This window comes from Streptomyces sp. NPDC029466 (assembly GCF_055574515.1).
The window spans coordinates 13,774-34,156 of the sequence record NZ_JBVHZH010000021.1 but is presented as its reverse complement, the minus strand read 5'-3'; the positions used below and the strand labels follow the sequence as shown (position 1 = coordinate 34,156).

At 72.1% G+C, this 20,383-nt stretch carries 23 protein-coding genes, 1 tRNA gene and 1 pseudogene; 5 read left to right on the top strand and 20 right to left on the bottom strand.

Features of this window, described 5'->3' with window-relative positions:
- Positions 1-49 precede the first annotated feature (49 nt).
- The 6 genes from ACZ4XD_RS17735 to ACZ4XD_RS17710 form a co-directional block, all read right to left on the bottom strand.
- Positions 50-523 carry a VOC family protein gene (locus ACZ4XD_RS17735; protein WP_468043036.1) on the bottom strand — a complete coding sequence of 158 codons (474 nt, stop codon included), beginning with the start codon at positions 521-523 and terminating at the stop codon, positions 50-52.
- Positions 524-721: 198 nt separating this feature from the next.
- The gene (locus tag ACZ4XD_RS17730; RefSeq protein WP_468043034.1) at positions 722-1,540 is read right to left on the bottom strand and encodes a hypothetical protein; all 819 of its coding nucleotides are present in this window, start codon (positions 1,538-1,540) and stop codon (positions 722-724) included.
- 485 nt (positions 1,541-2,025) lie between these two features.
- Entirely contained in the window at positions 2,026-2,862 is an 837-nt protein-coding gene (locus ACZ4XD_RS17725; RefSeq protein WP_026169669.1) for an RNA polymerase sigma factor SigF, read from the bottom strand.
- Positions 2,863-3,052: 190 nt separating this feature from the next.
- A complete protein-coding gene (locus tag ACZ4XD_RS17720) occupies positions 3,053-3,862 on the bottom strand; it encodes an RNA polymerase sigma factor SigF (protein WP_026169670.1) in 810 nt (269 codons plus the stop codon).
- Positions 3,863-4,081: 219 nt separating this feature from the next.
- Positions 4,082-4,375: a Dabb family protein gene (locus ACZ4XD_RS17715; protein ID WP_235470507.1), complete on the bottom strand. Its 294-nt coding sequence runs from the start codon at positions 4,373-4,375 to the stop codon at positions 4,082-4,084.
- A gap of 137 nt (positions 4,376-4,512) precedes the next feature.
- Entirely contained in the window at positions 4,513-4,647 is a 135-nt protein-coding gene (locus ACZ4XD_RS17710; protein WP_275451775.1) for a hypothetical protein, read from the bottom strand.
- Between the two features lie 546 nt (positions 4,648-5,193).
- On the opposite strand from ACZ4XD_RS17710, the gene ACZ4XD_RS17705 reads away from it, so the two are divergent.
- Entirely contained in the window at positions 5,194-5,682 is a 489-nt protein-coding gene (locus ACZ4XD_RS17705) for a hypothetical protein (protein ID WP_468043031.1), read from the top strand.
- A gap of 160 nt (positions 5,683-5,842) precedes the next feature.
- Here ACZ4XD_RS17705 and ACZ4XD_RS17700 read toward each other — a convergent pair.
- The 4 genes from ACZ4XD_RS17700 to ACZ4XD_RS17685 form a co-directional block, all read right to left on the bottom strand.
- A tRNA-Ser gene (locus ACZ4XD_RS17700) sits at positions 5,843-5,929 on the bottom strand.
- Positions 5,930-6,008: 79 nt separating this feature from the next.
- The gene (gene tadA, locus ACZ4XD_RS17695) at positions 6,009-6,437 is read right to left on the bottom strand and encodes a tRNA adenosine(34) deaminase TadA (protein ID WP_468043187.1); all 429 of its coding nucleotides are present in this window, start codon (positions 6,435-6,437) and stop codon (positions 6,009-6,011) included.
- Positions 6,438-6,580: 143 nt separating this feature from the next.
- Positions 6,581-7,123 carry a tRNA adenosine deaminase-associated protein gene (locus ACZ4XD_RS17690; protein WP_468043029.1) on the bottom strand — a complete coding sequence of 181 codons (543 nt, stop codon included), beginning with the start codon at positions 7,121-7,123 and terminating at the stop codon, positions 6,581-6,583.
- Between the two features lie 210 nt (positions 7,124-7,333).
- Complete coding sequence (locus ACZ4XD_RS17685) at positions 7,334-7,552, bottom strand: hypothetical protein (RefSeq protein WP_042151782.1); 219 nt, start codon at positions 7,550-7,552, stop codon at positions 7,334-7,336.
- A 175-nt stretch (positions 7,553-7,727) separates the two neighbouring features.
- Here ACZ4XD_RS17685 and upp point away from each other — a divergent pair, with 175 nt between their 5' ends.
- A complete protein-coding gene (gene upp / locus ACZ4XD_RS17680) occupies positions 7,728-8,363 on the top strand; it encodes a uracil phosphoribosyltransferase (protein WP_398828701.1) in 636 nt (211 codons plus the stop codon).
- Positions 8,364-8,446: 83 nt separating this feature from the next.
- On the opposite strand, the gene ACZ4XD_RS17675 is transcribed toward upp, so the two are convergent.
- From ACZ4XD_RS17675 to ACZ4XD_RS17665, 3 genes are all read right to left on the bottom strand, one after another.
- A complete protein-coding gene (locus ACZ4XD_RS17675) occupies positions 8,447-9,094 on the bottom strand; it encodes a LytR C-terminal domain-containing protein (protein ID WP_468043026.1) in 648 nt (215 codons plus the stop codon).
- Between the two features lie 156 nt (positions 9,095-9,250).
- Positions 9,251-9,547, bottom strand: coding sequence for a type II toxin-antitoxin system VapB family antitoxin (locus ACZ4XD_RS17670; protein ID WP_006604254.1), 297 nt, complete (start codon positions 9,545-9,547; stop codon positions 9,251-9,253).
- A 171-nt stretch (positions 9,548-9,718) separates the two neighbouring features.
- Positions 9,719-10,345 (bottom strand): DUF4232 domain-containing protein, encoded by a 627-nt coding sequence (locus ACZ4XD_RS17665; RefSeq protein WP_468043024.1) that lies wholly within the window; start codon positions 10,343-10,345, stop codon positions 9,719-9,721.
- Between the two features lie 227 nt (positions 10,346-10,572).
- Here ACZ4XD_RS17665 and ACZ4XD_RS17660 point away from each other — a divergent pair, with 227 nt between their 5' ends.
- Entirely contained in the window at positions 10,573-12,195 is a 1,623-nt protein-coding gene (locus tag ACZ4XD_RS17660; protein WP_468043022.1) for an apolipoprotein N-acyltransferase, read from the top strand.
- A gap of 5 nt (positions 12,196-12,200) precedes the next feature.
- On the opposite strand, the gene ACZ4XD_RS17655 is transcribed toward ACZ4XD_RS17660, so the two are convergent.
- The 4 genes from ACZ4XD_RS17655 to ACZ4XD_RS17640 all read right to left on the bottom strand — a co-directional run bounded on the left by ACZ4XD_RS17655 (position 12,201) and on the right by ACZ4XD_RS17640 (position 14,542).
- Positions 12,201-12,836, bottom strand: coding sequence for a hypothetical protein (locus ACZ4XD_RS17655; RefSeq protein WP_468043020.1), 636 nt, complete (start codon positions 12,834-12,836; stop codon positions 12,201-12,203).
- Positions 12,833-13,537, bottom strand: a complete 705-nt coding sequence (locus ACZ4XD_RS17650) for an RNA polymerase sigma factor (RefSeq protein ID WP_468043018.1) — start codon at positions 13,535-13,537, stop codon at positions 12,833-12,835. The genes ACZ4XD_RS17655 and ACZ4XD_RS17650 overlap by 4 nt, the downstream gene beginning before the upstream one ends.
- Positions 13,538-13,566: 29 nt before the next feature.
- On the bottom strand, positions 13,567-14,169 hold the full coding sequence (locus tag ACZ4XD_RS17645) for an LAETG motif-containing sortase-dependent surface protein (protein WP_468043016.1): 603 nt from the start codon (positions 14,167-14,169) through the stop codon (positions 13,567-13,569).
- 136 nt (positions 14,170-14,305) lie between these two features.
- Positions 14,306-14,542 (bottom strand): hypothetical protein, encoded by a 237-nt coding sequence (locus tag ACZ4XD_RS17640; protein WP_468043014.1) that lies wholly within the window; start codon positions 14,540-14,542, stop codon positions 14,306-14,308.
- A gap of 182 nt (positions 14,543-14,724) precedes the next feature.
- Between ACZ4XD_RS17640 and ACZ4XD_RS17635 the strand changes: the two are divergent.
- A pseudogene (locus tag ACZ4XD_RS17635) lies at positions 14,725-16,037 on the top strand (RNA-guided endonuclease InsQ/TnpB family protein).
- On the opposite strand, the gene ACZ4XD_RS17630 reads toward ACZ4XD_RS17635, so the two are convergent.
- Positions 16,018-16,404 (bottom strand): ArsR/SmtB family transcription factor, encoded by a 387-nt coding sequence (locus ACZ4XD_RS17630; RefSeq protein ID WP_468043012.1) that lies wholly within the window; start codon positions 16,402-16,404, stop codon positions 16,018-16,020. The pseudogene ACZ4XD_RS17635 and the gene ACZ4XD_RS17630 overlap by 20 nt on opposite strands.
- A 248-nt stretch (positions 16,405-16,652) precedes the next feature.
- On the opposite strand from ACZ4XD_RS17630, the gene ACZ4XD_RS17625 reads away from it, so the two are divergent.
- Positions 16,653-18,833 (top strand): MMPL family transporter, encoded by a 2,181-nt coding sequence (locus tag ACZ4XD_RS17625; protein WP_468043185.1) that lies wholly within the window; start codon positions 16,653-16,655, stop codon positions 18,831-18,833.
- Positions 18,834-18,913: 80 nt separating this feature from the next.
- Here the strand turns inward: ACZ4XD_RS17625 and ACZ4XD_RS17620 are convergent, their stop codons facing one another.
- Complete coding sequence (locus ACZ4XD_RS17620) at positions 18,914-20,137, bottom strand: GTP-binding protein (protein ID WP_468043010.1); 1,224 nt, start codon at positions 20,135-20,137, stop codon at positions 18,914-18,916.
- 6 nt (positions 20,138-20,143) lie between these two features.
- Entirely contained in the window at positions 20,144-20,314 is a 171-nt protein-coding gene (gene rpmF / locus ACZ4XD_RS17615; RefSeq protein ID WP_042150687.1) for a 50S ribosomal protein L32, read from the bottom strand.
- Between the last annotated feature and the right edge of the window lie 69 nt (positions 20,315-20,383).

Sequence of the window (20,383 nt, the reverse complement as noted above, 5' to 3'; positions counted from 1 at the left end):
GCCGGCCCGGGGCTCCGTGACACGCGTGGGGAGGGGCCGGGAAGGCGCTTCACGCCTGGTCGGCCGCCGCCCGGATCGCGGCGACATCGATCTTCTTCATGCCGAGCATGGCCTTCATGGCACGGACCGCGCGGTCCTGGTCCGGGTCGTTGAGCAGCTCCATCATGTCGCCCGTCGCCACCTGCCAGGACAGCCCGTATTTGTCCTTCAGCCAGCCGCAGGGCCCCTCTTCGCCGCCCTCGGAGAGCTTGGCCCAGTAGTAGTCGATCTCCTCCTGGTCGGCGCAGTTGATCATCAGGGAGATCGCCTCGGTGAAGGTGAACTCCGGCCCGCCGTTGATCGCGGTGTACGCCTGGCCGTCCAGCTCGAATTCCACCGTCAGGACGGTGCCCGCCGGCCGCGGGCCCGCCTCGTTGAAATAGGTGATGTCGTTGATCTTCGAGTTCGGGAACACCGAGCAGTAGAACTCGGCGGCTTCCTTGCCTTGGGTGTCGAACCAGAGGTTGGGGGTGATCTTGGGCATGGTCTGCTCCCTGGGACGGTTCGCGGCCGGTGGCTGCGTCTGTGCCTCTATAGACCGTCGCACCGCTCGGAACTCATCGCTATCCAGGAGGCCCGTTGCCGGGCCGACGGGGGAACGGAGCGGCCCGGCCGGCCGCGCGGCCCGGCGCCCCGCCCGGCCCGACGTCCCCGCGCGCCCCGGCGCCCCCGCCCGGCCGCCTCACTTCCAGGTGAAGGCCACATCCTTCGTCTCGATGTGCATGCCCGCCGGCACCCGCCAGCCATCCACACACACCCGCCAGATGCCGGTCTTCTTCTTCCCCGGCGCCAGCGGCAGCGGCAGCTTGTGGGTGGAGGGGAGGGTGGCCCAGTCGATGCCGAGGGCGCCGATGATGTGTGTCCCGAAGGTGACCGTGCCGGCGGTGACGGGCCGGTCGCCGGTGTTGAGGAACTCCAGGGTGACCCGCTCGCACCAGCGGACGTCGGTGCCGGACCGGCCGGGCACACCGATCAGCAGGCCGTCGGGGGTGTCCGGGCCGGCCGGGAGGGTGGGGGAGGGCGGTTCGGGGGCGGGGGTGCCGTGCGGCGGGGTGGGATCGCCGGGGTGCGAAGGGGAGTTGGGGGATCCCGGTGACGTCGGGGGCGTGGTGGCGCCGCCGTCGCCGGGGTGCGCTCCTGTGGTGGGTGCGGAGGAGCCGTGCCGTGCACCGGACGCACCGGGGCTGCCGGGGGCCCGTGAGCCGTCTGCCGTGCCCTTGCCGGGGCCGTCGGACGCCCCCGTGCCGGGCCGGCCGGACTCCGTACCGCCGCCGCTGCCGTCTCTGCCGCCGTTCCGCGCCTGGCCCCGGTCGCCCTCCAGAGGTGTCAGCTCGACGCCGTCGCGGGGCGGTACGGCCTGGGTCGGCACCCGGCCGTCGCCGGGACCTGCCGCGCCCACCGCGGCACGGCCCGCCCCGGCCGCGCTCCCACAGCCGGCCAGCAGGACACCCAGACACAACACGGCCGCGGAAGCGGAGGCCACAGTCGTCGTCCGTCGCATCGGGGCAGTGTTGCTGACGGAGTGTCAGATGTACAGGGGTCGGGCGACGCCGGGCTTGTGAAGGGCGGGTCGGCAGCCGTCATCAGCGGGTCGACAGCCACCACCATCCGGGGGCCCGCTCGCCGTCGGTGTCGTCGGTGTCGTCTGCCGGCTGACTGCACGGACGACCAACGGGCGGCCACGGCCGGATCAAGTCCCTGACCAACGAGGTACGTTCAACGCTCCGCGCGGACAGCACGGAGGGGCCCACGAGCTGCGTACGGTCCGCGTATGGGCCCGTGTACGGCTCTCGTGCGCCTCTGTCGCTGCTTTCGGGGTTGCGGCATTCGGGGTTGCTGCTTGCGGAGTTGCCGCTTTCGGGGCTGCGGCTGTCGGGCAGCCGGGGCGCGGATCTCCCGCGCGATGCCCCGCCGTCCTCCTGGCTCCTCTTGTGACTGTCCGCCGAGCGGCACGAGCGCTGTACAAGCCCCCCGGCGGACCGTTCCTCAGTCGGAGATGAGGCCCTCGCGCAGCTGCGCCAGGGTGCGGGTGAGCAGCCGGGAGACATGCATCTGGGAGATGCCGACCTCCTCGCCGATCTGGGACTGCGTCATGTTGGCGAAGAAGCGCAGCATGATGATCTGGCGCTCACGGGCCGGGAGTTTGGCCAGCAGCGGCTTGAGGGACTCGCGGTACTCCACGCCCTCCAGGGCGCTGTCCTCATAGCCGAGGCGGTCCGCGAGGGAGCCCTCGCCGCCGTCGTCCTCGGGGGAGGGGGAGTCGAGCGAGGAGGCGGTGTAGGCGTTGCCGACGGCGAGACCGTCGACCACGTCCTCCTCCGACACCCCCAGGCACAGGGCCAGTTCGGGGACGGTCGGGGAGCGGTCCAGCTTCTGGGAGAGCTCGTCACTGGCCTTGGTGAGGGCGAGCCGGAGCTCCTGGAGGCGGCGCGGGACCCGCACCGACCACGAGGTGTCGCGGAAGAACCGCTTGATCTCGCCGACCACGGTGGGCATCGCGAACGTCGGGAATTCCACGCCGCGTTCGCAATCGAAACGGTCGATCGCCTTGATCAGACCGATCGTGCCGACCTGGACGATGTCCTCCATCGGCTCGTTGCGGCTGCGGAAGCGGGCCGCCGCATAGCGGACCAGCGGGAGGTTCAGCTCGATGAGCGTGTCGCGTACGTACGTACGCTCCGCGCAGTCCTTGTCGAGCGAGGCCAGCCGCAGGAACAGGGAGCGGGAGAGCGTGCGGGTGTTGATGGCGTCGTCGTCGTGCACGTGCGGTGCGGGCGCGGGAATCGCGGGAAGCACCTTCGAGCTGCCCAGTTCTACGGACATGCCACCCCCTTGAGGTCGCGGTCGGGTCGCTGCGGCGTCCTCGGACCGGGGTGGACCGAGGAGTGATACCTCCACCTGAATACCGGAGGCAGCACCGCGGCAAACGCGGTTCCAGCAGAATGTCACATGTCGGCAACACGCTGTAGCGCCATGTCGACATATCTGTGCAGGATCGGGTCGCCCGTCCCGGCTATGCGTCGATCCTGTTTGCGGATCGCAGCCGGGCGAAGCTCCGCGACAGTAGCCGCGAGACATGCATCTGCGACACCCCTAGTTCCGCACTGATCTGTGACTGCGTCAGATTGCTGTAGTAACGCAGCAGAAGGATCCGCTGCTCGCGCTCCGGCAGCTGGACCAGCAGGTGCCGTACGAGGTCCCGGTGCTCGACGCCGGCCAGCTCCGGGTCCTCGTATCCGAGGCGGTCGAGCAGGCCGGGCAGGCCGTCGCCCTCCTGCGCGGCCTCCAGTGAGGTGGCGTGATACGAGCGACCCGCCTCCAGGCAGGCCAGTACCTCGTCCTCGCCGATCTTCAGTCGCTCGGCGATCTCGGCGGTGGTGGGGGAGCGGCCGTGCAGCACCGTCAGATCCTCGGTCGCGCCGTTGACCTGGACCCACAGCTCGTGGAGGCGGCGTGGCACATGGACCGTGCGGACATTGTCTCGAAAGTAGCGTTTGATCTCGCCGACGACGGTAGGCATCGCGAAGGTGGGGAACTGGACGCCCCGGTCCGGATCGAACCGGTCGATCGCATTGATCAGGCCGATGGTGCCGACCTGGATGACGTCCTCCATCGGCTCATTGCGGCTGCGGAAACGCGCCGCGGCATAGCGGACCAGCGGCAGATTGGCCTCGATCAGTGCGGCGCGGACCCGGGTGTGCTCCGGGGTTCCGGGTTCGAGGTCCGTCAGCTCCGCGAACAGCACCTGCGTGAGCGCCCGCGTGTCCGCGCTTCGGCTCTCGCGGGATGGAGCCTTGGGCGCAGTACGGGCCGTCACGGTCACGCCACCCTTCACAGTGCATGTATCCGGCAAAAGCGGTCATAGCATCACAAGACATGTGCACTGTGTGCAAGCACCTCATAACGCCGTGTTGAACAGAGAGTTGAGTGGCTGCGGGGTGGCGTGGGACGGGTGGGTGGCGGTCGGGGCCGGGGTACGACAAAGCCCCCCGCCCACGGGGGGCGAGGGGCTCGGCGGAGCGGGCCGGGGGAGTGCCGCGGCTCAGAATTCGTAGTCGGCGATCACCCAGGTGGCGAATTCACGCCACTGGGCAGCGGCCGCCTGGTGGGCCGGGTGCTCGATATAGCGCTTGAGGGCGTCCTTGTCGGCCACCGCCGAGTTGATCGCGAAGTCGTAGGCGATCGGCCGGTCGGTGATGTTCCAGGCGCACTCCCAGAACGCCAGCTCCGGAATCTCGCCCTCCAGTGCCGCGAACGCGCGGACGCCGGCCTGCACCCGCTCCTCGTCGCGGGAGACACCTTCATTGAGCTTGAACAGGACCAGGTGGCGGATCACGGGAGCCTCCGTGCGGCGGACGGGGCGCAGCCGGTCCGGTCGTCGGGCGGGCTGGGCCGGGGCTGGGGTGCCGGCCGACCGTGGGCCGGCCCGGTCGCGGGCGGCCCCCAGGGTTCGCCGGCCGGGGCGGGCGGTCCCTACTTGATCAGCTGGGTCATGAACTCGCCGACGCCCTGAGCGGCGGACGAGATGCCCTCGAAGCCTATCTGCACCATTTCGGCGGCCCGCTGCGGGGAGGTGATGATCGTGTACAGCACGAAGACAATGATCATGTACAACGCGATCTTCTTCGCCTGCGCCATCAGTCCCGTCTCCCCTACGCAGGCCCCTACGGCAGTGCCTGCACTTCCCGGTTGCAGTCGGGCGAGTGTAACCACAGGTGTTCGATCTCGGGAGCCGAGGTCGCGGGCCGAGTGCGTCCTCTCCTGCCCGGCACTGATACGGACTTTATGGACCAAAGGCCCACCAAAGGGGGCCCTTCGCCTGCCTGTTGGGACGGCTCCGGGGAGGCACCCTGAGAGACGTGGGCCGGTGGATCTGGCAGGAATTCCCGGCCCCTGGACCGGAGCCTCGCTGCGGGGTTCACGCCACGACCGCCCCCCGGGCGATGGCGTGGACTCGAGGTGTGGTCCTCCTCGGAGGATGCGGCCGTCCGCGGACGCCGCTCCCCCTGGATAGGAGCCCTGTCGTCGAGCCGCCCCTGGTCACCACGGGGGAACCCAGGAAACGGCCGGCGGCGGGGCTCCCGTCGTGTACGGCGACAGGCGCCGGGCCGCGGCACATAATGGCGGGACGCTCGTCCCAAGGGGGAATCGAAGATGCCCATGAACTCCGCCTCACCCGCGCCCGATTCATCGCACCGAGCCACCCGGCCCGCCCGGAGCGGCGCCCGCTCGCCCCTGACCCGGCGGCGGCCGGCCGTCGTGCTGGCGCTGCTGGCCGGTCTGCTGGCCGCGGCCGTCGCACCGGCCGCCGCGGCCGGCCGCGGCGCGGGGGACACCGCCCGGCCGGCCGCCGCAGCGAGCGCACCGAGCCGGGGCGCCGACGCCTCCGTACGGCTCGCCGCCGCTCCCGCGCAGCCCGTGTCGTACCGCCACCACCGGGCACACCACGCGCCGCACTTCACGACGGTCTCCAAGTCCAAGGTGTCGAAGTGGAAGAAGAAGGCGAAGAAGAAGGGCAGCTTCTTCAAGAAGCTCGGCATCGTGCTGATCGTGCTGTTCGTCGTCTTCCTGGCACTGGTGATCCTGGCGATCTGGCTGCTCGTGCGCTTCGTCCGCTCGCGCAGCAGGCGTAACGCCCAGTAGAAGCCGGCCGGCCACCCCGGCCCAGCGGCGCGCCCGTCCCCGCGGGCGCGCCGCTTTTTTGCGGCGGTCCCGGGCGCGGAACCTGCCCCGTCGCCGTCGCGGCCCCCGGACATGACGAAGGCCCCGATCCTGGTGGGGATCGGGGCCTTCGCCCTCTGAGCGGTAGCGGTGGGATTTGAACCCACGGAGGAGTTGCCCCCTCACGCGCTTTCGAGGCGCGCTCCTTCGGCCGCTCGGACACGCTACCGAGAGAGAGCTTAGCCCAAGGGTGGCCGTGCGCCGAAATCGGATTCCTGGCGGCGGCCGCCGCGGGCTCCGGACGCCGGTCAGCGCTCGCGGAAGAAGTCGGTGAGCAGGGCCGCGCACTCGGCTTCGAGGACGCCGGTGATGACTTCGGGCCGGTGGTTGAGGCGCCGGTCACGGATGACGTCCCAGAGGGAGCCGGCCGCCCCGGCCTTGGCGTCGCGGGCGCCGTAGACGACCCGGTCGATCCGGGAGAGCACGATCGCCCCGGCGCACATCGTGCACGGTTCGAGGGTGACGACCAGCGTGCAGTCCGTCAGCCGCCACTCTCCGACCGTGTGGGCGGCCGCGCGCAGCGCGAGGATCTCGGCGTGGGCGGTCGGGTCGCCGGTGGCCTCGCGTTCGTTGTGGCCGGTGCCGAGGACCGTGCCGTCCGCGGACAGCACGACGGCGCCCACCGGGACATCACCGGTCCCGGGGGCGCGGGCGGCCTCGCCCAGCGCCTGCCGCATCGGCGCGGTCCAGGGATCGCGCAGCGGGTCCGGCGCGGGGGAGGGAAGAGAGGCGGATGGGGGGACGGTCATGTCCCCAGTGTCGGGGACGTGACCGGGGCGGGGCCCGCGGGCCCCCGGGGCAGGAGCCCGGCCGGGCCCGCTCAGCGCACGGCTTCGAGGACTTCCGTGCAGCCCAGCGAGTCCGCGATGGTGCTCAGCGCATCACCGTCGAGGGCCAGCAGTTCCTTCTCGCTGACCCCCAGGTCGGCCAGCAGGGCGGCATCGCCGAGCGGACCGTGCGGCGGCCCGTCCGAGCCGTTCACCGCCTCCAGGGGGTCGTCCTCCACGTTGTTGTCCGATTCGGGTTCGCCGTCCTCCGTGCCGTCCAGGTCGAGGCTGTCGAGGTCGTCGGTCGCGTCGTCCTCGTCGCGGCCGAGCAGCTCGTCGGTCAGCATGGCGCCATACGAGCTTCTGGCGGCGATGGCGGCGTTGGAGAGGAAGACCCGTGGGTCCTCCTCGCCATCCACCCGGACGACGCCGAACCAGGCGTCCTCCTGCTCGATAAAGGCCACCACCGTGTCGTCGTCGACTGCCGCCTCTCGGGCCAGATCGGCCAGATCGGTCAGCGTCTCCACATCGTCGAGCTCCGTATCGCTCGCTTCCCACCCGTCTTCGGTGCGCGCGAGCAGTGCGGCGAAGTACACCGTGACTCTCCCACTGGTCATAGGCGTGCCGGGCCGGGCGGGGCGGCGCTGCACGCCGTTGGTCCCGCCCCTTCGGAATCGTGGCAGAAACAACGCGCTCGCGCGGGGTCTTCGGCGCTGCGTCGTGCGGAGGTTGTGAGAGATGTCGCTCACGTGCCGCAGCGCGAGCCGGGGCGTGAAGGCGTTCCGCTACCGGCGCAAAGGGCTCCGCTACCAGCGGAATGTGCGCATCCGCACGGCCTGGCGCATCCGCTCGGCCCGCGCGCGGCGCGGCTGGACGCGGTCCCGCAAGGCCTTGGCCTCGTGCAGTTCCCGCAGAAATTGTGCACGGCGCCGTCGGCGCGCCGCTTCGTTCCCGGCGTCCGGGGACGGGCCCTGACTACCGGAGACGGCGTCGTTCGTGTCATCGGTCCGCTTACGGTCGGGCACACGCACACCACCTCGGGCGAGCTCCTCGCCCGAGGACGGAACGGCCAATCGGGCGTACGTGCCCCCTTTCCCTCCTTTCAGTGGTTTGATGCCGGCCACCTCGCGCGGCCGCGGGCTTCCGCCGAGGACTGCACGGCGGGCTCCGGGGCCTTCCGGCTCGGTTACTGTCGATGTCATGCGGATCCACGTCGTCGACCACCCGCTGGTGGCGCACAAACTCACCACTCTGCGCGACAAGCGCACCGACTCCCCCACGTTCCGGCGGCTCGCCGACGAGCTGGTCACCCTGCTCGCGTACGAGGCCACCCGCGATGTGCGCACCGAGCAGGTCGACATCCAGACCCCGGTGACGGCGACCACCGGAGTGCGGCTCTCGCACCCGCGCCCCCTGGTCGTGCCGATCCTGCGGGCCGGTCTGGGCATGCTGGACGGCATGGTCCGGCTGCTGCCCACCGCCGAGGTCGGCTTCATGGGCATGGTCCGCAACGAGGAGACCTACGAGGCGCACACCTACGCCACGCGGATGCCCGACGACCTCTCGGGCCGTCAGGTCTACGTCGTCGACCCGATGCTCGCCACCGGCGGCACGCTGGTCGCGGCGATCCGTGAGCTGATCAAGCGCGGTGCGGACGATGTCACCGCGATCTGCCTGCTGGCCGCGCCGGAAGGCGTCGAGGTCATGGAGAAGGAGCTGGCCGGGACGCCGGTGACGGTGGTCACCGCGGCGGTCGACGAGCGGCTGAACGAGGACCGCTACATCGTGCCGGGCCTCGGCGACGCGGGCGACCGGATGTACGGCACGGCCGGCTGACCGGACCCGCCCTTCCCACCTGATCATTGTTCGGGCCCTGCACCACGGGTTGGTGCAGGGCCCTTGCTCATGTGCTCATGCGGTCAGCACTTGGCGTCGGCGGCGGGGGCCGGGGACGGATGGGTCAGCAGGGAGAGGGACTTGGTCGCGGCCTGCTGGGTGGCCAGCGCCTTGAAGGTGTCGCCGATGATCAGGTCGAGCTCGGCGCCCTTGCGGTCGTCGGTCTTCTGCTGGGCGCCGGCGAGCTGGGTGGCGAGCACCTTCAGCGGTCCGTCGGCCGCCTTGGGGCCGAGCAGTATCCCGGCGCCCTTGATCTTCTTGTCGTAGGCCGCGGGGGCGTTGCCCACCTTGCCGATCTTGAAGCCGCGCTTCTGGAGTTCGTCGGCGGTGCGCTTGGCGAGCCCGGAGCGCGGGGTGGCGTTGAAGACATTGACCGTCAGGGTCTTGGGCGCGGGCAGCTTCCGGGCGGCGGTCTTCGCCTGGGCGGCCGCCGTTTTGGCGCCGTCCCGGCAGTGCTGTTTGTCCGGGGCGGCGTGGGCGGTACCGGTCCGGCCACCGAAGACGTCGATGAGCTGCAGGGTGCCCCAGCCGGCCAGGCCGAGGGCGCAGCCGACGGCGACGAGGGTGAGAACGATCCGGCGACGGTGGCGCGGACGGCGCATCCGCGGATACCTGTCGCCCGTGATGCGGTACTTCCTACCGCCCATGCCTGGGGGCGTCAGCATGCTCATGGGCGCAGCGTAGTGCGGGCGGAGGTCCGTGCCTACTAGATGATCAACGCGTCGTGCGAGACCCAACCCAAAAGGGTCAATTCGGACAGGGTGGGTTGGGTGGTGACGGGCGGTTGAAGGCGATTTCCGGCCTGTCGGTCGACGCCGGCCGGGGCTTCAGTCCAGTTCGAGCACGCGGGCGTGCAGCACCTGGCGCTGCTGAAGGGCCGCGCGCACCGCGCGGTGCAGCCCGTCCTCCAGATAGAGGTCGCCCTCCCACTTCACGACATGCGCGAAGAGGTCGCCGTAGAACGTCGAGTCCTCGGCGAGCAGCGTTTCGAGATCGAGCTGCTGCTTGGTCGTCACCAACTGGTCGAGGCGTACCGGGCGCGGGGCGACGTCCGCCCACTGGCGGGTGCTCTCCCGGCCGTGGTCCGGGTACGGCCGGCCGTTTCCGATGCGCTTGAAGATCACACGGAAAGCCTACCGGGCGAGCGGCACCGGGCGCAGCCATGCCGCAGCAGTGCAAAAGGATCATTGGCGGCAAAGTTGGATCTTTGGGGAGCGGAGGTCCGGCGGATATGGCCGGATGCGACCCGAACGGCCTACCGCCGCGGGCACCGGAGCGCGGGACGCGTCCGGGCGTCACCACTTCCGGGTGGCCGCCAGGCTCGACTGCCAGTACGTGACCCGGGCGGTGTGCGGGTCGACATGGACCGGGGCGCGGCCGTCCAGACCGACCTGGGTGGGGGTGGCCCGGGCCGACAGGGCGACGCCGAACTGGGAGACCTTCCTGGCCCGGTGGTGCGTGCCGTCCGGCCCGTGGGCGGCGGAGGTGGTGATCAGGGCGTACGCGGTCCGGTTGGGCGCCAGCGTGACCACGGCCGGCGGTTCGCTGGCCCCGATCGCCGGGAGCGGGGCCAGCCGGTCGTCGCCGAAGTGCAGCAGGGGGAAGGGCTGGGCGGCGAACGTGCAGGGCCGGTCGGAGAAGTTGGTGACCGTCAGCAGCATGCGGTGCGCCCGCCGCGGCATCGCGCCGGCCTGGAACTTGAGCATCTCGGGGGTGCAGGCGGCCCTGCCGTCCGGGCCGGTGGGCGGCTCGCCGTCGTCGTGCGCCGAGGGCGGGACGGGAGCCGGCGAGACGGCCGTGGCGGAGTCCCCGGCCTTGGCGCCGCCGCCGTCGTGGCAGCCGGCGGTCAGGGCCAGGGTGGCGGTGACGAGGAGAGCTGCGGCGGCGGCCCGGCGGATGGTGGCGATGGCGGTGATGGGCATAGGTGCTCCCCGGACGGTGGCGTGTACACGACCTTCGACGCGGGTGCTGGCGATCCACTAACGCATGGCTAACGCCTGCCGGGCTGCCCCGGCGGGTGGTCCGCCGCTCCCGGGACCTGGACGAAAGTCGGGGGTCGTTCCTGCCGAACGACAGCGGTGACGAGGGGGCCGCCGCTTCTAGCGTCCCGGTACGCGGTAAGCGAGGCGTACGGGGAGAGGAGAGCGGTGTGCTCGGCATACGGGAGCGCGGGGGAGCGGGAGCGGGCAAGTCGGGAGGGACGGCCCCGGGGAAGGGGGCGGAAAGAAGGGAGCGCACGGCGCGGCCACGGGCTGCCGGGCGGTGGCTGTGGGGGGCGGGCGCCGCGCTGCTGCTGCTCGCCGTGCACAGCAACTGGCATCTCGCGGCGGCCGCCTGGCTGTTTCCGGTCTTTCTGCTGCGCTACGCCCGGCTGCGGCCGGCCCGGCACGGGCTGCTGCGGGTCGGATACGCGCTGGGCCTGGCCCAGTTGGCGTGGCTGATCTCGACCGGGATGGTGTTCGTGCCGTCCGTACTGGCGGTGTTCGCGGTGCTCGCCGTGGTGCAGACACTGCCGTTCGTCGCCGACCGGCTGGTCGCGGCGCGCTCCGGTTCGGTGGCTTCGACGCTGGTCTTTCCGGCGGTGCTGGTCGGCGGGGAGTTTCTCTTCACGCGGCTGGCCGGCTTCGGCGACTACGGGGTGCTCGGCTTCACCCAGCACGGCTTTCTGCCGCTGGTCCAACTCGCCTCCGTCACCGGGGTGTACGGCGTCAGCTTCGTGGTGGCGTGGACGGCTTCGGTCGCGCACTGGGCATGGCGGCGCGGTTTCCGGTGGCGGGAGATCCGGCGCGGCGTCGTGGTGTGGGCCGGGGTGTTCGCCCTGGTGCTGGGGGCCGGTGGGGTACGGCTGGTGGCCTTCGCGCCGACGACGAAGACCGTACGGGTCGCGGGCATCAGCGCCGGCCGCGCCGCGGAACGGGCCACCGAGCGGGCGCTGCGCACGGCCGGGGAGGAGCTGTGGCGGCCGCGGAATCTGGTGCGGGCCGATCCGCGGCGGGTGCGCGCCGCGCTGGCGCCGGTGACCGACGATCTGGTGGCGGCCACCGACCGGGAGGCGCGGGCCGGTGCGCGGATCGTGGTGTGGCCGGAGACCCAGGCCCGGGTGCTGTCGGACGACCGGCAGCGGCTGCTCGGCCGGGTCGCCGGGATCGCCCGCAAGCGCCAGGTCTACGTCAACACCGCCTTCGCCCTGCACACCCCGCGGCCGCCCTATGTGCGCAATGTCGCCGCCCTGGTGACACCGGAGGGGAAGGTCGCCTGGACCTACGACAAGACGCACCCCACCCCGATGGAGCCGATGACGCCCGGCACGGGGGCGGTACCCGTCACCGGCTCGCCGTACGGGCGGCTGGCGACGGTGATCTGCTACGACGCCGACTTCCCCGGGCTGATGCGGCGGGCGGCGGACCAGGGCACCGCCCTGATGATGGTGCCCGCCAACGACTGGGCGGGCTTCGAGTCGCTGCATGCCCAGCGGGCCGTCTTCCGGTCCGTCGAGTACGGCTATGCCATGGTCCGGCAGTCCGTGCACGGTGTCGCCACCGCGGTGGACCACCAGGGCCGCGTCCGTGGCCTCGCGGACTACTTCACCGCGGACCGGCAGACGCTGGTCGCCGAGGTGCCGGTGCAGCCGCGGACGGACACCCTCTACAGCCGGACCGGTGATCTGTTCGCGCTGCTGTGCACCGGCGGGACGCTGCTCGTGGTGGCGCTCGGGGTGCGGGGGCGGCGGTCCGCTGCCGGTGTCCCGGCGGCCGGGAGCAGTCACCCGTAATGTCCTCAACTCGCCGTTGCCGTAGGGGTGTTGCTCCGTTGGCCGCTCTGTGGGGCGGGGGCGTCCGTCGGGGAAGCGGAGGCCGGCGGGGCGGTCCCGGAGGGGCTGGCGGACGGCCGGGTGGGGGTGGGCGTGGGGCGGTCCCGCGGCGGCCGGGCCGGTTCGGTCGTGGGCGGCGCACCGGAGGGAGCGGTGGTGCGGGGGCCGCCCGGTGACGGGTCGCTGGGCGACGGCTTGGAGGTCGGTGTCCTGGGGGCAGGGTCCGGTGACGGGCTGACGGAGTGCGGCGGGCGCGCGGGCAGCGGCCGGTCCGGCGGGCCGTCGGCGGCGGTCGCCAGATAGCCGAGCACGGCGGCGACGGCCGCGGCGGCCGCCGCCAGCGGCAGCCCGAAACGGCGCAGCCACAGCCGCCGCACGGCGGACAGCGGGCCACGGCGCGGTGCGGGGCGCGGGGGCGCGGCGGGCCGCAGATCCCGGATGCCGATGCTCTCCGCGCGGGCCGCGAGGGCCCGCCGCAGGCGGTCTTCCACGGGGCGGCCGGACGCCACCTCGTCGGGGCCGGGCCCGAAGCCGCCCGGGCCGGCACCGCCGTCTCCCGGGTGGTCTCCGGTGCGGCCGAAACCCGTGCCTGGGCCGTTCATGACCGCGCCTCCAAGATCTTCTCCAGCGAGTCCAGTGCCCGGCTGGCGATCGATTTCACCGAACCGCGGCTGATACCGAGTGTCGTCGCGATCTGCGCCTCCGTCAGATCGCCCCAGTAGCGCAGTACGAGCACCTCACGGCGGCGGGCGGTCAGCCCGCTCAGCGCGGCGAGCACCTCCCGGTGCTCCTCGTCCAGCACGATCCGCTCCTCGGCCGACGGGGCGGCCGCCTCGTACGGAGGGATGTAGTCGCGCGCGGTACGGCGGCGGCGCAGCACTGAGCGGGCGGCGTTGACCACCGCGGTGCGCAGATAGGCGAGCGCGTTGTCGACCTCGTCGAGCCGTTCGCCGTGTCGCTTGTAGAGCGCGGCGAACGCGTCCTGGACGACGTCCTCCGCGGTGGCCCGGTCGTCGACGAGCAGCACGGCCAGCCGGACCATGGTCAGCCGGTGTGCGTGGTAGAGCTCGCTGATCGTGGGCGCGGGATCGGGCGGCGCGGCGCCTCCGCCGTCCGGCAACCGGGGCCGGGAGCCGGCGGGCCGGCCGTACGCGGACGGCACGGGCGAGTGGCCGGGGCGCGGTGCCTCGCGGTGGGCGGCGCTCGCGCGGGCGGTGCGCAGCAGCCACCGCCACCAGGCAGGCCGGGGCCCCGGCAGGGCGAACCGTGCCGGGGCGTGGTGCGGGGCGGCGGAGAGCTCCATCGCTTTCTCCGGGGGCGGTGCGCGCCGGCTCAGGCGCGCCGGCGGCGGACCGCGTAGACGGTGCCGCCGCCCGCGGCGATCAGCGCCGCGGCGCCGCCGCCGTACGCCACGGTGGCCGTGGAGGCCCCGGTGTGGGCGAGTTCCTTCCCGCCGCCCTTTCCGTGGCCGGGGGTGGTGGGCTTGCCAGGGGAGGTGGGCTTGCCGGGGGAGGTCGGGGTGGCGGAGGGCCGCGGGGGTTCGGTCGAGTCCGGTCCCGGGTGGGTGGCGGAAGGCCGCGGGGGTTCGGTCGAGTCCGGTCCCGGGTGGGTGGCGGAAGGCCGCGGGGGTTCGGTCGGCTGCTGTCCCGGGTGGGTGGCGGAGGGCCGCGGGGTGCCGGGAGCGGTGGGCGGGGCGGTGGGTGCCGGCCGGGTGCTGCCGTCGCCCGGCGCCGGGGTGGGCGTCGCGGACATGTGGCCGGTGGCCGGGCGCTGCGGCTGGGACGCCTGGCTGCCCGCGGCGTAGGCGGTGCCGGCCGACAGCGCGGCCAGGGTGAGCGCCGCGATCGCTCCGGCGCCGGCCGCACCGCGCAGACGGGGGCGGGCGGCGGACGGCCGGGCGGCGGAGGGGGTGCGGACGGTACGGGTGGACTTCACGGTCGGCTGCTCCACGTTCTTCGGCGGGGCGGCGCCGGATGGCGCCCTCACCCCTGACGACGTGCGGCGGGGGCGGGGGTTGCCGGGCGGCGCGAAAAATCTTCCGCCGGGCCCGCGCCCCGTCCGCCGACGGGCCTCAGCCCACGCTCTGGAGCAGCTTCTCCACGGCCTTGACCCGGTCGCCCAGCTCGGCCAACTGCGCGGTCATCGCCTCCTGCTGGGCGGTGACCCGTTCCGCGAGCCCGCGGTACTCGGCGAGCGCCGCGGCATCCGCGCGATGCCGCTGGAGCTTGAAGTACGACGCCACGATCGTGGTGACCGAGGCAAAGATGATCACCAGGACGGCTATCGGGATGATGATGCTGCCGTTCATCGTGTCTCCTTCGTGGATACGCCTGGCGTTACCTGGGTGAGGAATCGAAGCTTCCGCGTGAGCGGGGCGGGGAAATCCGGTTCGCCGTCAGGGCGGATCGGCGTCCATTCGCAATGGTGGCGAGGTGGCCCGCAGGGGCCAGGAGCTCTCAACTGTCAGTCCCCCCAGGTAGGTTGCTGTTCATGGTGACGGGAGCGAAGACGACGGGTGACGGGCACGCCCGGTTCGCCTACCGGCTTCGCGTGTCGTCCACGGCCCGCGCCGCCCTCGAAGCGGAGTGGGACCGGTGCCGGTGGGTGTGGAACGCGTGTGTTGCCAAGTCCAAGCAGGTCGGTGCTTGGAACAAGACCCGTCCTGACGGGGCGGAGAAGCGTACGTGCGGACCGGTGCAGCTCGCCGCGATGCTGACCGAAGCCCGTGCCCGGATCCCGTGGCTGCGGGAGGGCGCGTGCGTTCCGCAGCTGGGGGCACCTCCCAGCGGTAGCTGGGGGACAGTTGATCCGGGACTTCGGCAGGTCCCGGGCGAAGGCGCTCAAGGACATCAGGGCCCGGTTGCCGATGCGGCAGCGGGCGGGGATGCCGAAGTACAAGAAGAAGCGCGAAGCGCTCCTCACCCTCGAATACACCCAGCGGGGCTTCCGTCTCAAGGATGGCCGTCTGCACCTGGCGGGTGGCACCGTGGTGCGGGTGGTGTGGTCGCGGGACCTGCCCGAGCCGCCGTCCTCGGTGCGTGTGTACCGCGACAGTACCGGCGCCTGGTACGCCTCCTTCGTCGTCCCCACCGTGCCCGAGGTCCTGCCCGCCACTGGACGGGTGATCGGGATCGACTGGGGCGTTACGGAGACCGCAACCACCACCAGCGGCGACCACGACCTTCCCCATCCGCAGTACGGGAAGAGCGCCGCCCAGCGCCTTGCGAAGTACCAGCGGATGATGGCCCGCCGTAAACCCGCGAAGGGACAGGCCGCGTCGAAGGGCTACCGCGAAGCGAAGCGGCAGACCGCGAAACTCCACAAGAAGGTGGCCCGGCAGCGTCAGGACACCGCCCGCAAGTGGGCCAAGCGCGTGGTCCGTGACCATGATGTGTTGGCGGTGGAGGACTTCAGGCCGAAGTTCCTTGCCAAGTCCTCGATGGCCCGCAAGGCCGCCGATGCCGCGATCGGTGCCACCAAGGCGGCGTTGGCCGAGATGGCCCGCAAGCACGGGCGGGCCGTGCATCTGGTGCACCCCGCGCACACCACGATGGACTGTGCGCAGTGCGGAGCGAGAACCAAGCACGCACTTCCTCTTTCCGAGAGAACCTATGCCTGCACCGCGTGCGGAGCGGTATCCCCCAGGGATAAGAACTCCGCCCGCGTCATGCTGGTCCGGGCTGGTCTTCAACCCGGCTGGTGCTGATCGTGTAAGACCTGTCGGCCCGCAGGACCGCAGGCGACGTGAGCCAGGAATCCCCCTTCGTCTACGAGGGGGAGGAGTCAAGTACGCGTCCCCCTAGGGTCGTTCGGTCCCTTCGCGGCCGACGGCGCCACCGCGCCGCCCGCGTCCCCGGTCTCTTCGGGCGGCGCCCCGGACCGGTCCTCCTGGAGGGCGGCGAGGACGGTGGCCACGTTCAGCTTCAGCTCGAACGGCGCCAGTTCGAAGTACTTCAGCGCCTTGCCGTCCTCGGACAGCTCCAGCCGGCCGACCACCAGACCGGCCTTCTCCAGCCGGTCCAGGTGCATATAGAGCAGCGGCCGGGACATCTCCAGCCGGCGGGCCAGCTCGCTGACGTACAGCCGCCCTTCGGCCAGTTCGCCGATCACCCGCAGCCGTTGCGCATGGCCCACGGCGGACAGCAGGGCCAGCAGCTGCTCGCTGTTCATGGCCCACCTTCTTGCTGTTCCGGACGTCTGTCAGCGGAGGTTTTCGCATGCCACGACGGACTGTCAAACAGTCCGGCGCCCTCCGGCCACCACGATTTTACGGACGCTCTGATCCGACACCTGTAATTCTCGACTTACATGCGTACCAGTGGGGGGCGCGATGCGATGCCGAAGGGGCGGGGCAAGTGAACGTGGCGGTACGAACACGGCCGTTGGAGCCGCAGTCGAGGGAAAAACGGCCGGTCACGGTGCGGTTGGCGGTCTGGAGCGCACGGCATCCCGGGCGCGCGCTGGCCGGCTGGCTGGCGTTCGTGGTGCTGTGCCTGGGGGTGGGCCTGGCGATGGGCACCCACAAGGCCACCGGCGAGGACTACCGTGTCGACGAGGCGGGCCGCGCCGAGACCCTGGCCGCCGAGGCCCGGCTGGACCGGGAGCCGGTCGAACAGGTGCTGATCTCGGCTCGGTCCGGCCCGCTGACGCAGGCCGCCGCCGAACCGGCCGTCCGGGACGTGACCGCCCGGATGCGGAAGCTGCCGGAGGTGGCGCGGGTCGAGCACCCGGTCCGTTCGGCCGACGGGGGTTCGCTGCGGGTCGCGGTGATCATGAAGGGCGCGGAGGCGGACGCCGACGACCATGTGGCGCCGCTCGCCGCCCAGACCGCGGCGGTCCAGCGCAGCCACCCGGAGCTGCGGGTGGCGGAGACCGGCAGCCCGTCGGTCAGCGTCGGCGTCGACACCCAGCGCGGCGATGACCTGGCGCTCACCGAGGCGATCGCGCTGCCCCTCACGCTGCTGACGCTGCTGGCCGTCTTCGGGTCCGCGCTGATGGTGGCGGTGCCGCTGCTGCTCGCGCTGACCTCGATCGCGGCCGCCGTGGGCCTGTCGATGGTGGTCTCGCACCTCCAGCCGGACGCCGGGGTGGGCGCCAACATCATCCTGCTGATCGGTATGGCCGTCGGCGTCGACTACACGCTCTTCTACCTCAAGCGCGAACGGGAGGAACGGGCCCGCGCGGGCGGCCGGCTCGGCGCCGAGGCGCTGGTGGAACTGGCCGCCGCCACTGCCGGCCGGGCGATCGTGGTCTCCGGCCTCGCGGTGATCGTCTCCACCGCCACCCTGTACCTGGCCACCGACGTGGTCTTCTCCTCGCTCGCGACCAGCACCGTCATCGTCGTACTGGCCGCGGTCCTCAGCTCGCTGACGGCGCTGCCCGCACTGCTGGTCAAGATCGCCCAACGCGCCGAACGCCGCGCGGACCGCCGTGTGCAGCGGACCGGCCGCCGCCCGGCACCGCATGGGCGTGCGGAGGGCACCGGCCGTCTCTGGCGCGCCCTGCTGCGTCCGGCGACCGAGCACCCGGCCCGCACCCTGTGCGTGTCCGTCCTGGTGATGCTGGCGCTCGCGGCACCCGCGCTGGGCATGCAGCTGCGCGTCCTCAACAAGGACAGCCACTCCCGCGAGATCCCGGCCCTCCAGACCTACGACCGGCTCACCACGGCCTTCCCCGAGCTGCGCGTCCAGCACCAGATCGTGGTCCGGGCCCCCGCCGCAGAATCCTCCGAAGTGGCGGCGGCGCTACGGCAGTTGAGCGCGCGGGCGCAGTCCGATCCGCTCTACGCCAAGGGTGTCACCCCGCTCGTGAAGACCTCGCGGGACCACCGCACCACCACCATGGAGCTGTCGACGCCGCACAAGGTCAGCTCCCCCGAGGCGATCGCCTCCCTCGACCGCCTCCGCCGGGACTATCTGCCGGACACCGTGGGCGCGGTGCCCGGGGCGGAGTTCGCGGTCAGCGGCGATGTCGCCCATGACACCGACTACCTCGCCCACCAGGACGCGAAGCTGCCCCTGGTCGTCGGCGCCCTGCTGCTGCTGACCTTCCTCATGACCGCGCTGGTCTTCCGCTCGGTCGTCATCGGCCTGCTCGGGGTCGCGCTCAATCTGCTCTCCGCGGCCGCGGCGTTCGGGCTGGTCGTGGTCTTCTTCCAGCACGGCCTGGCCAGCACGCTGTTCGGGTTCGACACCGCGGCGACCAGCGCCATCGGCTCCCGCGTACCGCTGTTCCTCTTCGTGATCCTCTTCGGCCTGTCGATGGACTACCAGATCTTCGTCGTCAGCCGGATACGGGAGGCGGCGCTGCGCGGGGTGCCGACCCGGGAGGCGGTGCTGCACGGCGTCGGGGCCTCCGCCAAGGTCGTCACCAGCGCGGCGGCGGTCATGGTGACCGTTTTCGCGGCCTTCATGTTCCTGCACCTCGCGGAGATGAAGCAGATCGGGTTCAGCCTCGCGGTGGCCGTCCTGCTGGACGCCTTCGTCATCCGGGTCGTGATCCTGCCGTCGGCGCTGACCCTCCTGGGGCGGGCCAGTTGGTGGCCGTCCCGGACGATCCGGCGGGCGCAGGAGGCCGTGCCGGTGCGGGTGGTGCCGTAGCCGGGCGGGGCCGTGGCCGGGCGGGGCCGTGGCCGGGCGGGGCCGTGGCCGGGCGGGGCCGTGGCCGGGCGGTAGCCGCGTCAGCCGGTGAGCGGCACCGCTGGGCGGTCCGCCGGGCCCTCGTGGTCGCAGAGCTCCCCGGTGCCGTGGACGCCCCAGGCCGGGAACGGGTCGTCGGCGCTCGTGGGCGCGGGCTCGTCGGGGTCGAGGAGGCAGGCGGCCAGCGCGGTGTGCAGTGGCGCGGCCCGCAGACCGGTGCCGATGAACACCAGCTCCTGACCGCCCGGGCCCGGCTCCGCACCGGGTGCCGGGCCCGGCTCCGTCTGCCCGTCGTGCACGCCCGACGGCTCGAAGCGGGCGACCGAACCGGCCTGGGACCACAGCCCGGTGACGCCGGGACGGGTGGCGAGCCGGAAGAAGCCCTTGGAGCGCAGGACGCTGCCGAAGGCGCCGCTGTCGAGCTGTTCGGTGACGAAGTGCCAGAGGCGGGCCGGGTGGAAGGGCCGCTCGGCGCGGAACACGGTGCCGGAGATGCCGTACTCCTCGGTCTCCGGGACATGGTCGCCGTTGAGTTCCCGTACCCAGCCCGGCGCCTGCTGGGCGCGCTCCAGGTCGAAGCGGCCGGTGCCCAGCACCTCGGCGGGCGCCACCACGCCGTGCCGGGCCGGGACGATACGGGCGGCCGGGTTGAGCCGGGCCAGCGTCGCCCGCAGGCGTTCCGCGGTCCCGGCGTCGACCAGGTCGGTCTTGTTGAGCACGAGCACATCGGCGAACTCGATCTGGTCCATGAGCAGATCGCTGACCGTGCGTTCGTCGTCCTCGTACTGGTCGAGGCCGCGTTCGGCGAGGCCGTCGCCGCCGGTGAGTTCGGGGAGGAAATGGGCCGCGTCGACGACGGTGACCATGGTGTCCAGGCGCGCGAGCTCGCCGAGCGTGGCGCCGTCGTCGCGCGGAACGGCGAAGGTCGCGGCGACCGGCATCGGTTCGGAGATGCCGCTGGACTCGATCAGCAGATAGTCGAAGCGCCCCTCGCGGGCCAGCCGATCGACCTCTTCCAGCAGATCGTCGCGCAGGGTGCAGCAGATGCACCCGTTGGTCATCTCGACGAGCCGCTCCTCGGTGCGGGACAGCGCTGCCTCGCCGCCGCGCACCAGGGCGGCGTCGATGTTGATCTCGCTCATGTCATTGACGATGACGGCGACGCGCAGGCCCTCCCGGTTGCCCAGGACATGGTTGAGCAGGGTCGTCTTGCCGGCGCCGAGGAAACCGGAGAGGACGGTGACGGGCAGCCGGGGGTGCGCCATGGCCGGTCAGCCCTTCGGGTCGATCAGACCGAGCCGGTAGGCCTTCACCAGCCGGCGCGGCACCTGGTACACGGAGCCGTCGACGGTGACCGGCACCAGCTGGGGCGTACTGGCCTTCCACTGGGCCCGGCGGTGGCGGGTGTTGCTGCGGGAGAGCTTGCGCTTGGGTACGGCCATGGGGCGGGCCTCCTACGGGACGGGCGGGTGCCGGCACGGTGCGCCGGCGGACGTCGTCGCAGGGTATAT

Bases quoted from the DNA above. Each gene is read 5' to 3' on its own strand.
- tadA (WP_468043187.1), bottom strand. From the start codon at position 6,437: ATGCGGCAGGCGCTGGGCGAGGCCGCCCGCGCCCCCGGGACCGGTGAT.
- ACZ4XD_RS17710 (WP_275451775.1), bottom strand. From the start codon at position 4,647: ATGATCATTGTCTTCGTGCTGTACACGATCATCACCTCCCCGCAGCGG.
- ACZ4XD_RS17735 (WP_468043036.1), bottom strand. From the start codon at position 523: ATGCCCAAGATCACCCCCAACCTCTGGTTCGACACCCAAGGCAAGGAA.
- ACZ4XD_RS17630 (WP_468043012.1), bottom strand. From the start codon at position 16,404: ATGAACAGCGAGCAGCTGCTGGCCCTGCTGTCCGCCGTGGGCCATGCG.
- ACZ4XD_RS17640 (WP_468043014.1), bottom strand. From the start codon at position 14,542: ATGAACGGCAGCATCATCATCCCGATAGCCGTCCTGGTGATCATCTTT.
- upp (WP_398828701.1), top strand. From the start codon at position 7,728: ATGCGGATCCACGTCGTCGACCACCCGCTGGTGGCGCACAAACTCACC.
- ACZ4XD_RS17650 (WP_468043018.1), bottom strand. From the start codon at position 13,537: ATGGAGCTCTCCGCCGCCCCGCACCACGCCCCGGCACGGTTCGCCCTG.
- ACZ4XD_RS17620 (WP_468043010.1), bottom strand. From the start codon at position 20,137: ATGGCGCACCCCCGGCTGCCCGTCACCGTCCTCTCCGGTTTCCTCGGC.
- ACZ4XD_RS17730 (WP_468043034.1), bottom strand. From the start codon at position 1,540: ATGCGACGGACGACGACTGTGGCCTCCGCTTCCGCGGCCGTGTTGTGT.
- ACZ4XD_RS17705 (WP_468043031.1), top strand. From the start codon at position 5,194: ATGCCCATGAACTCCGCCTCACCCGCGCCCGATTCATCGCACCGAGCC.
- ACZ4XD_RS17725 (WP_026169669.1), bottom strand. From the start codon at position 2,862: ATGTCCGTAGAACTGGGCAGCTCGAAGGTGCTTCCCGCGATTCCCGCG.
- ACZ4XD_RS17675 (WP_468043026.1), bottom strand. From the start codon at position 9,094: ATGAGCATGCTGACGCCCCCAGGCATGGGCGGTAGGAAGTACCGCATC.
- ACZ4XD_RS17665 (WP_468043024.1), bottom strand. From the start codon at position 10,345: ATGCCCATCACCGCCATCGCCACCATCCGCCGGGCCGCCGCCGCAGCT.
- rpmF (WP_042150687.1), bottom strand. From the start codon at position 20,314: ATGGCCGTACCCAAGCGCAAGCTCTCCCGCAGCAACACCCGCCACCGC.
- ACZ4XD_RS17655 (WP_468043020.1), bottom strand. From the start codon at position 12,836: ATGAACGGCCCAGGCACGGGTTTCGGCCGCACCGGAGACCACCCGGGA.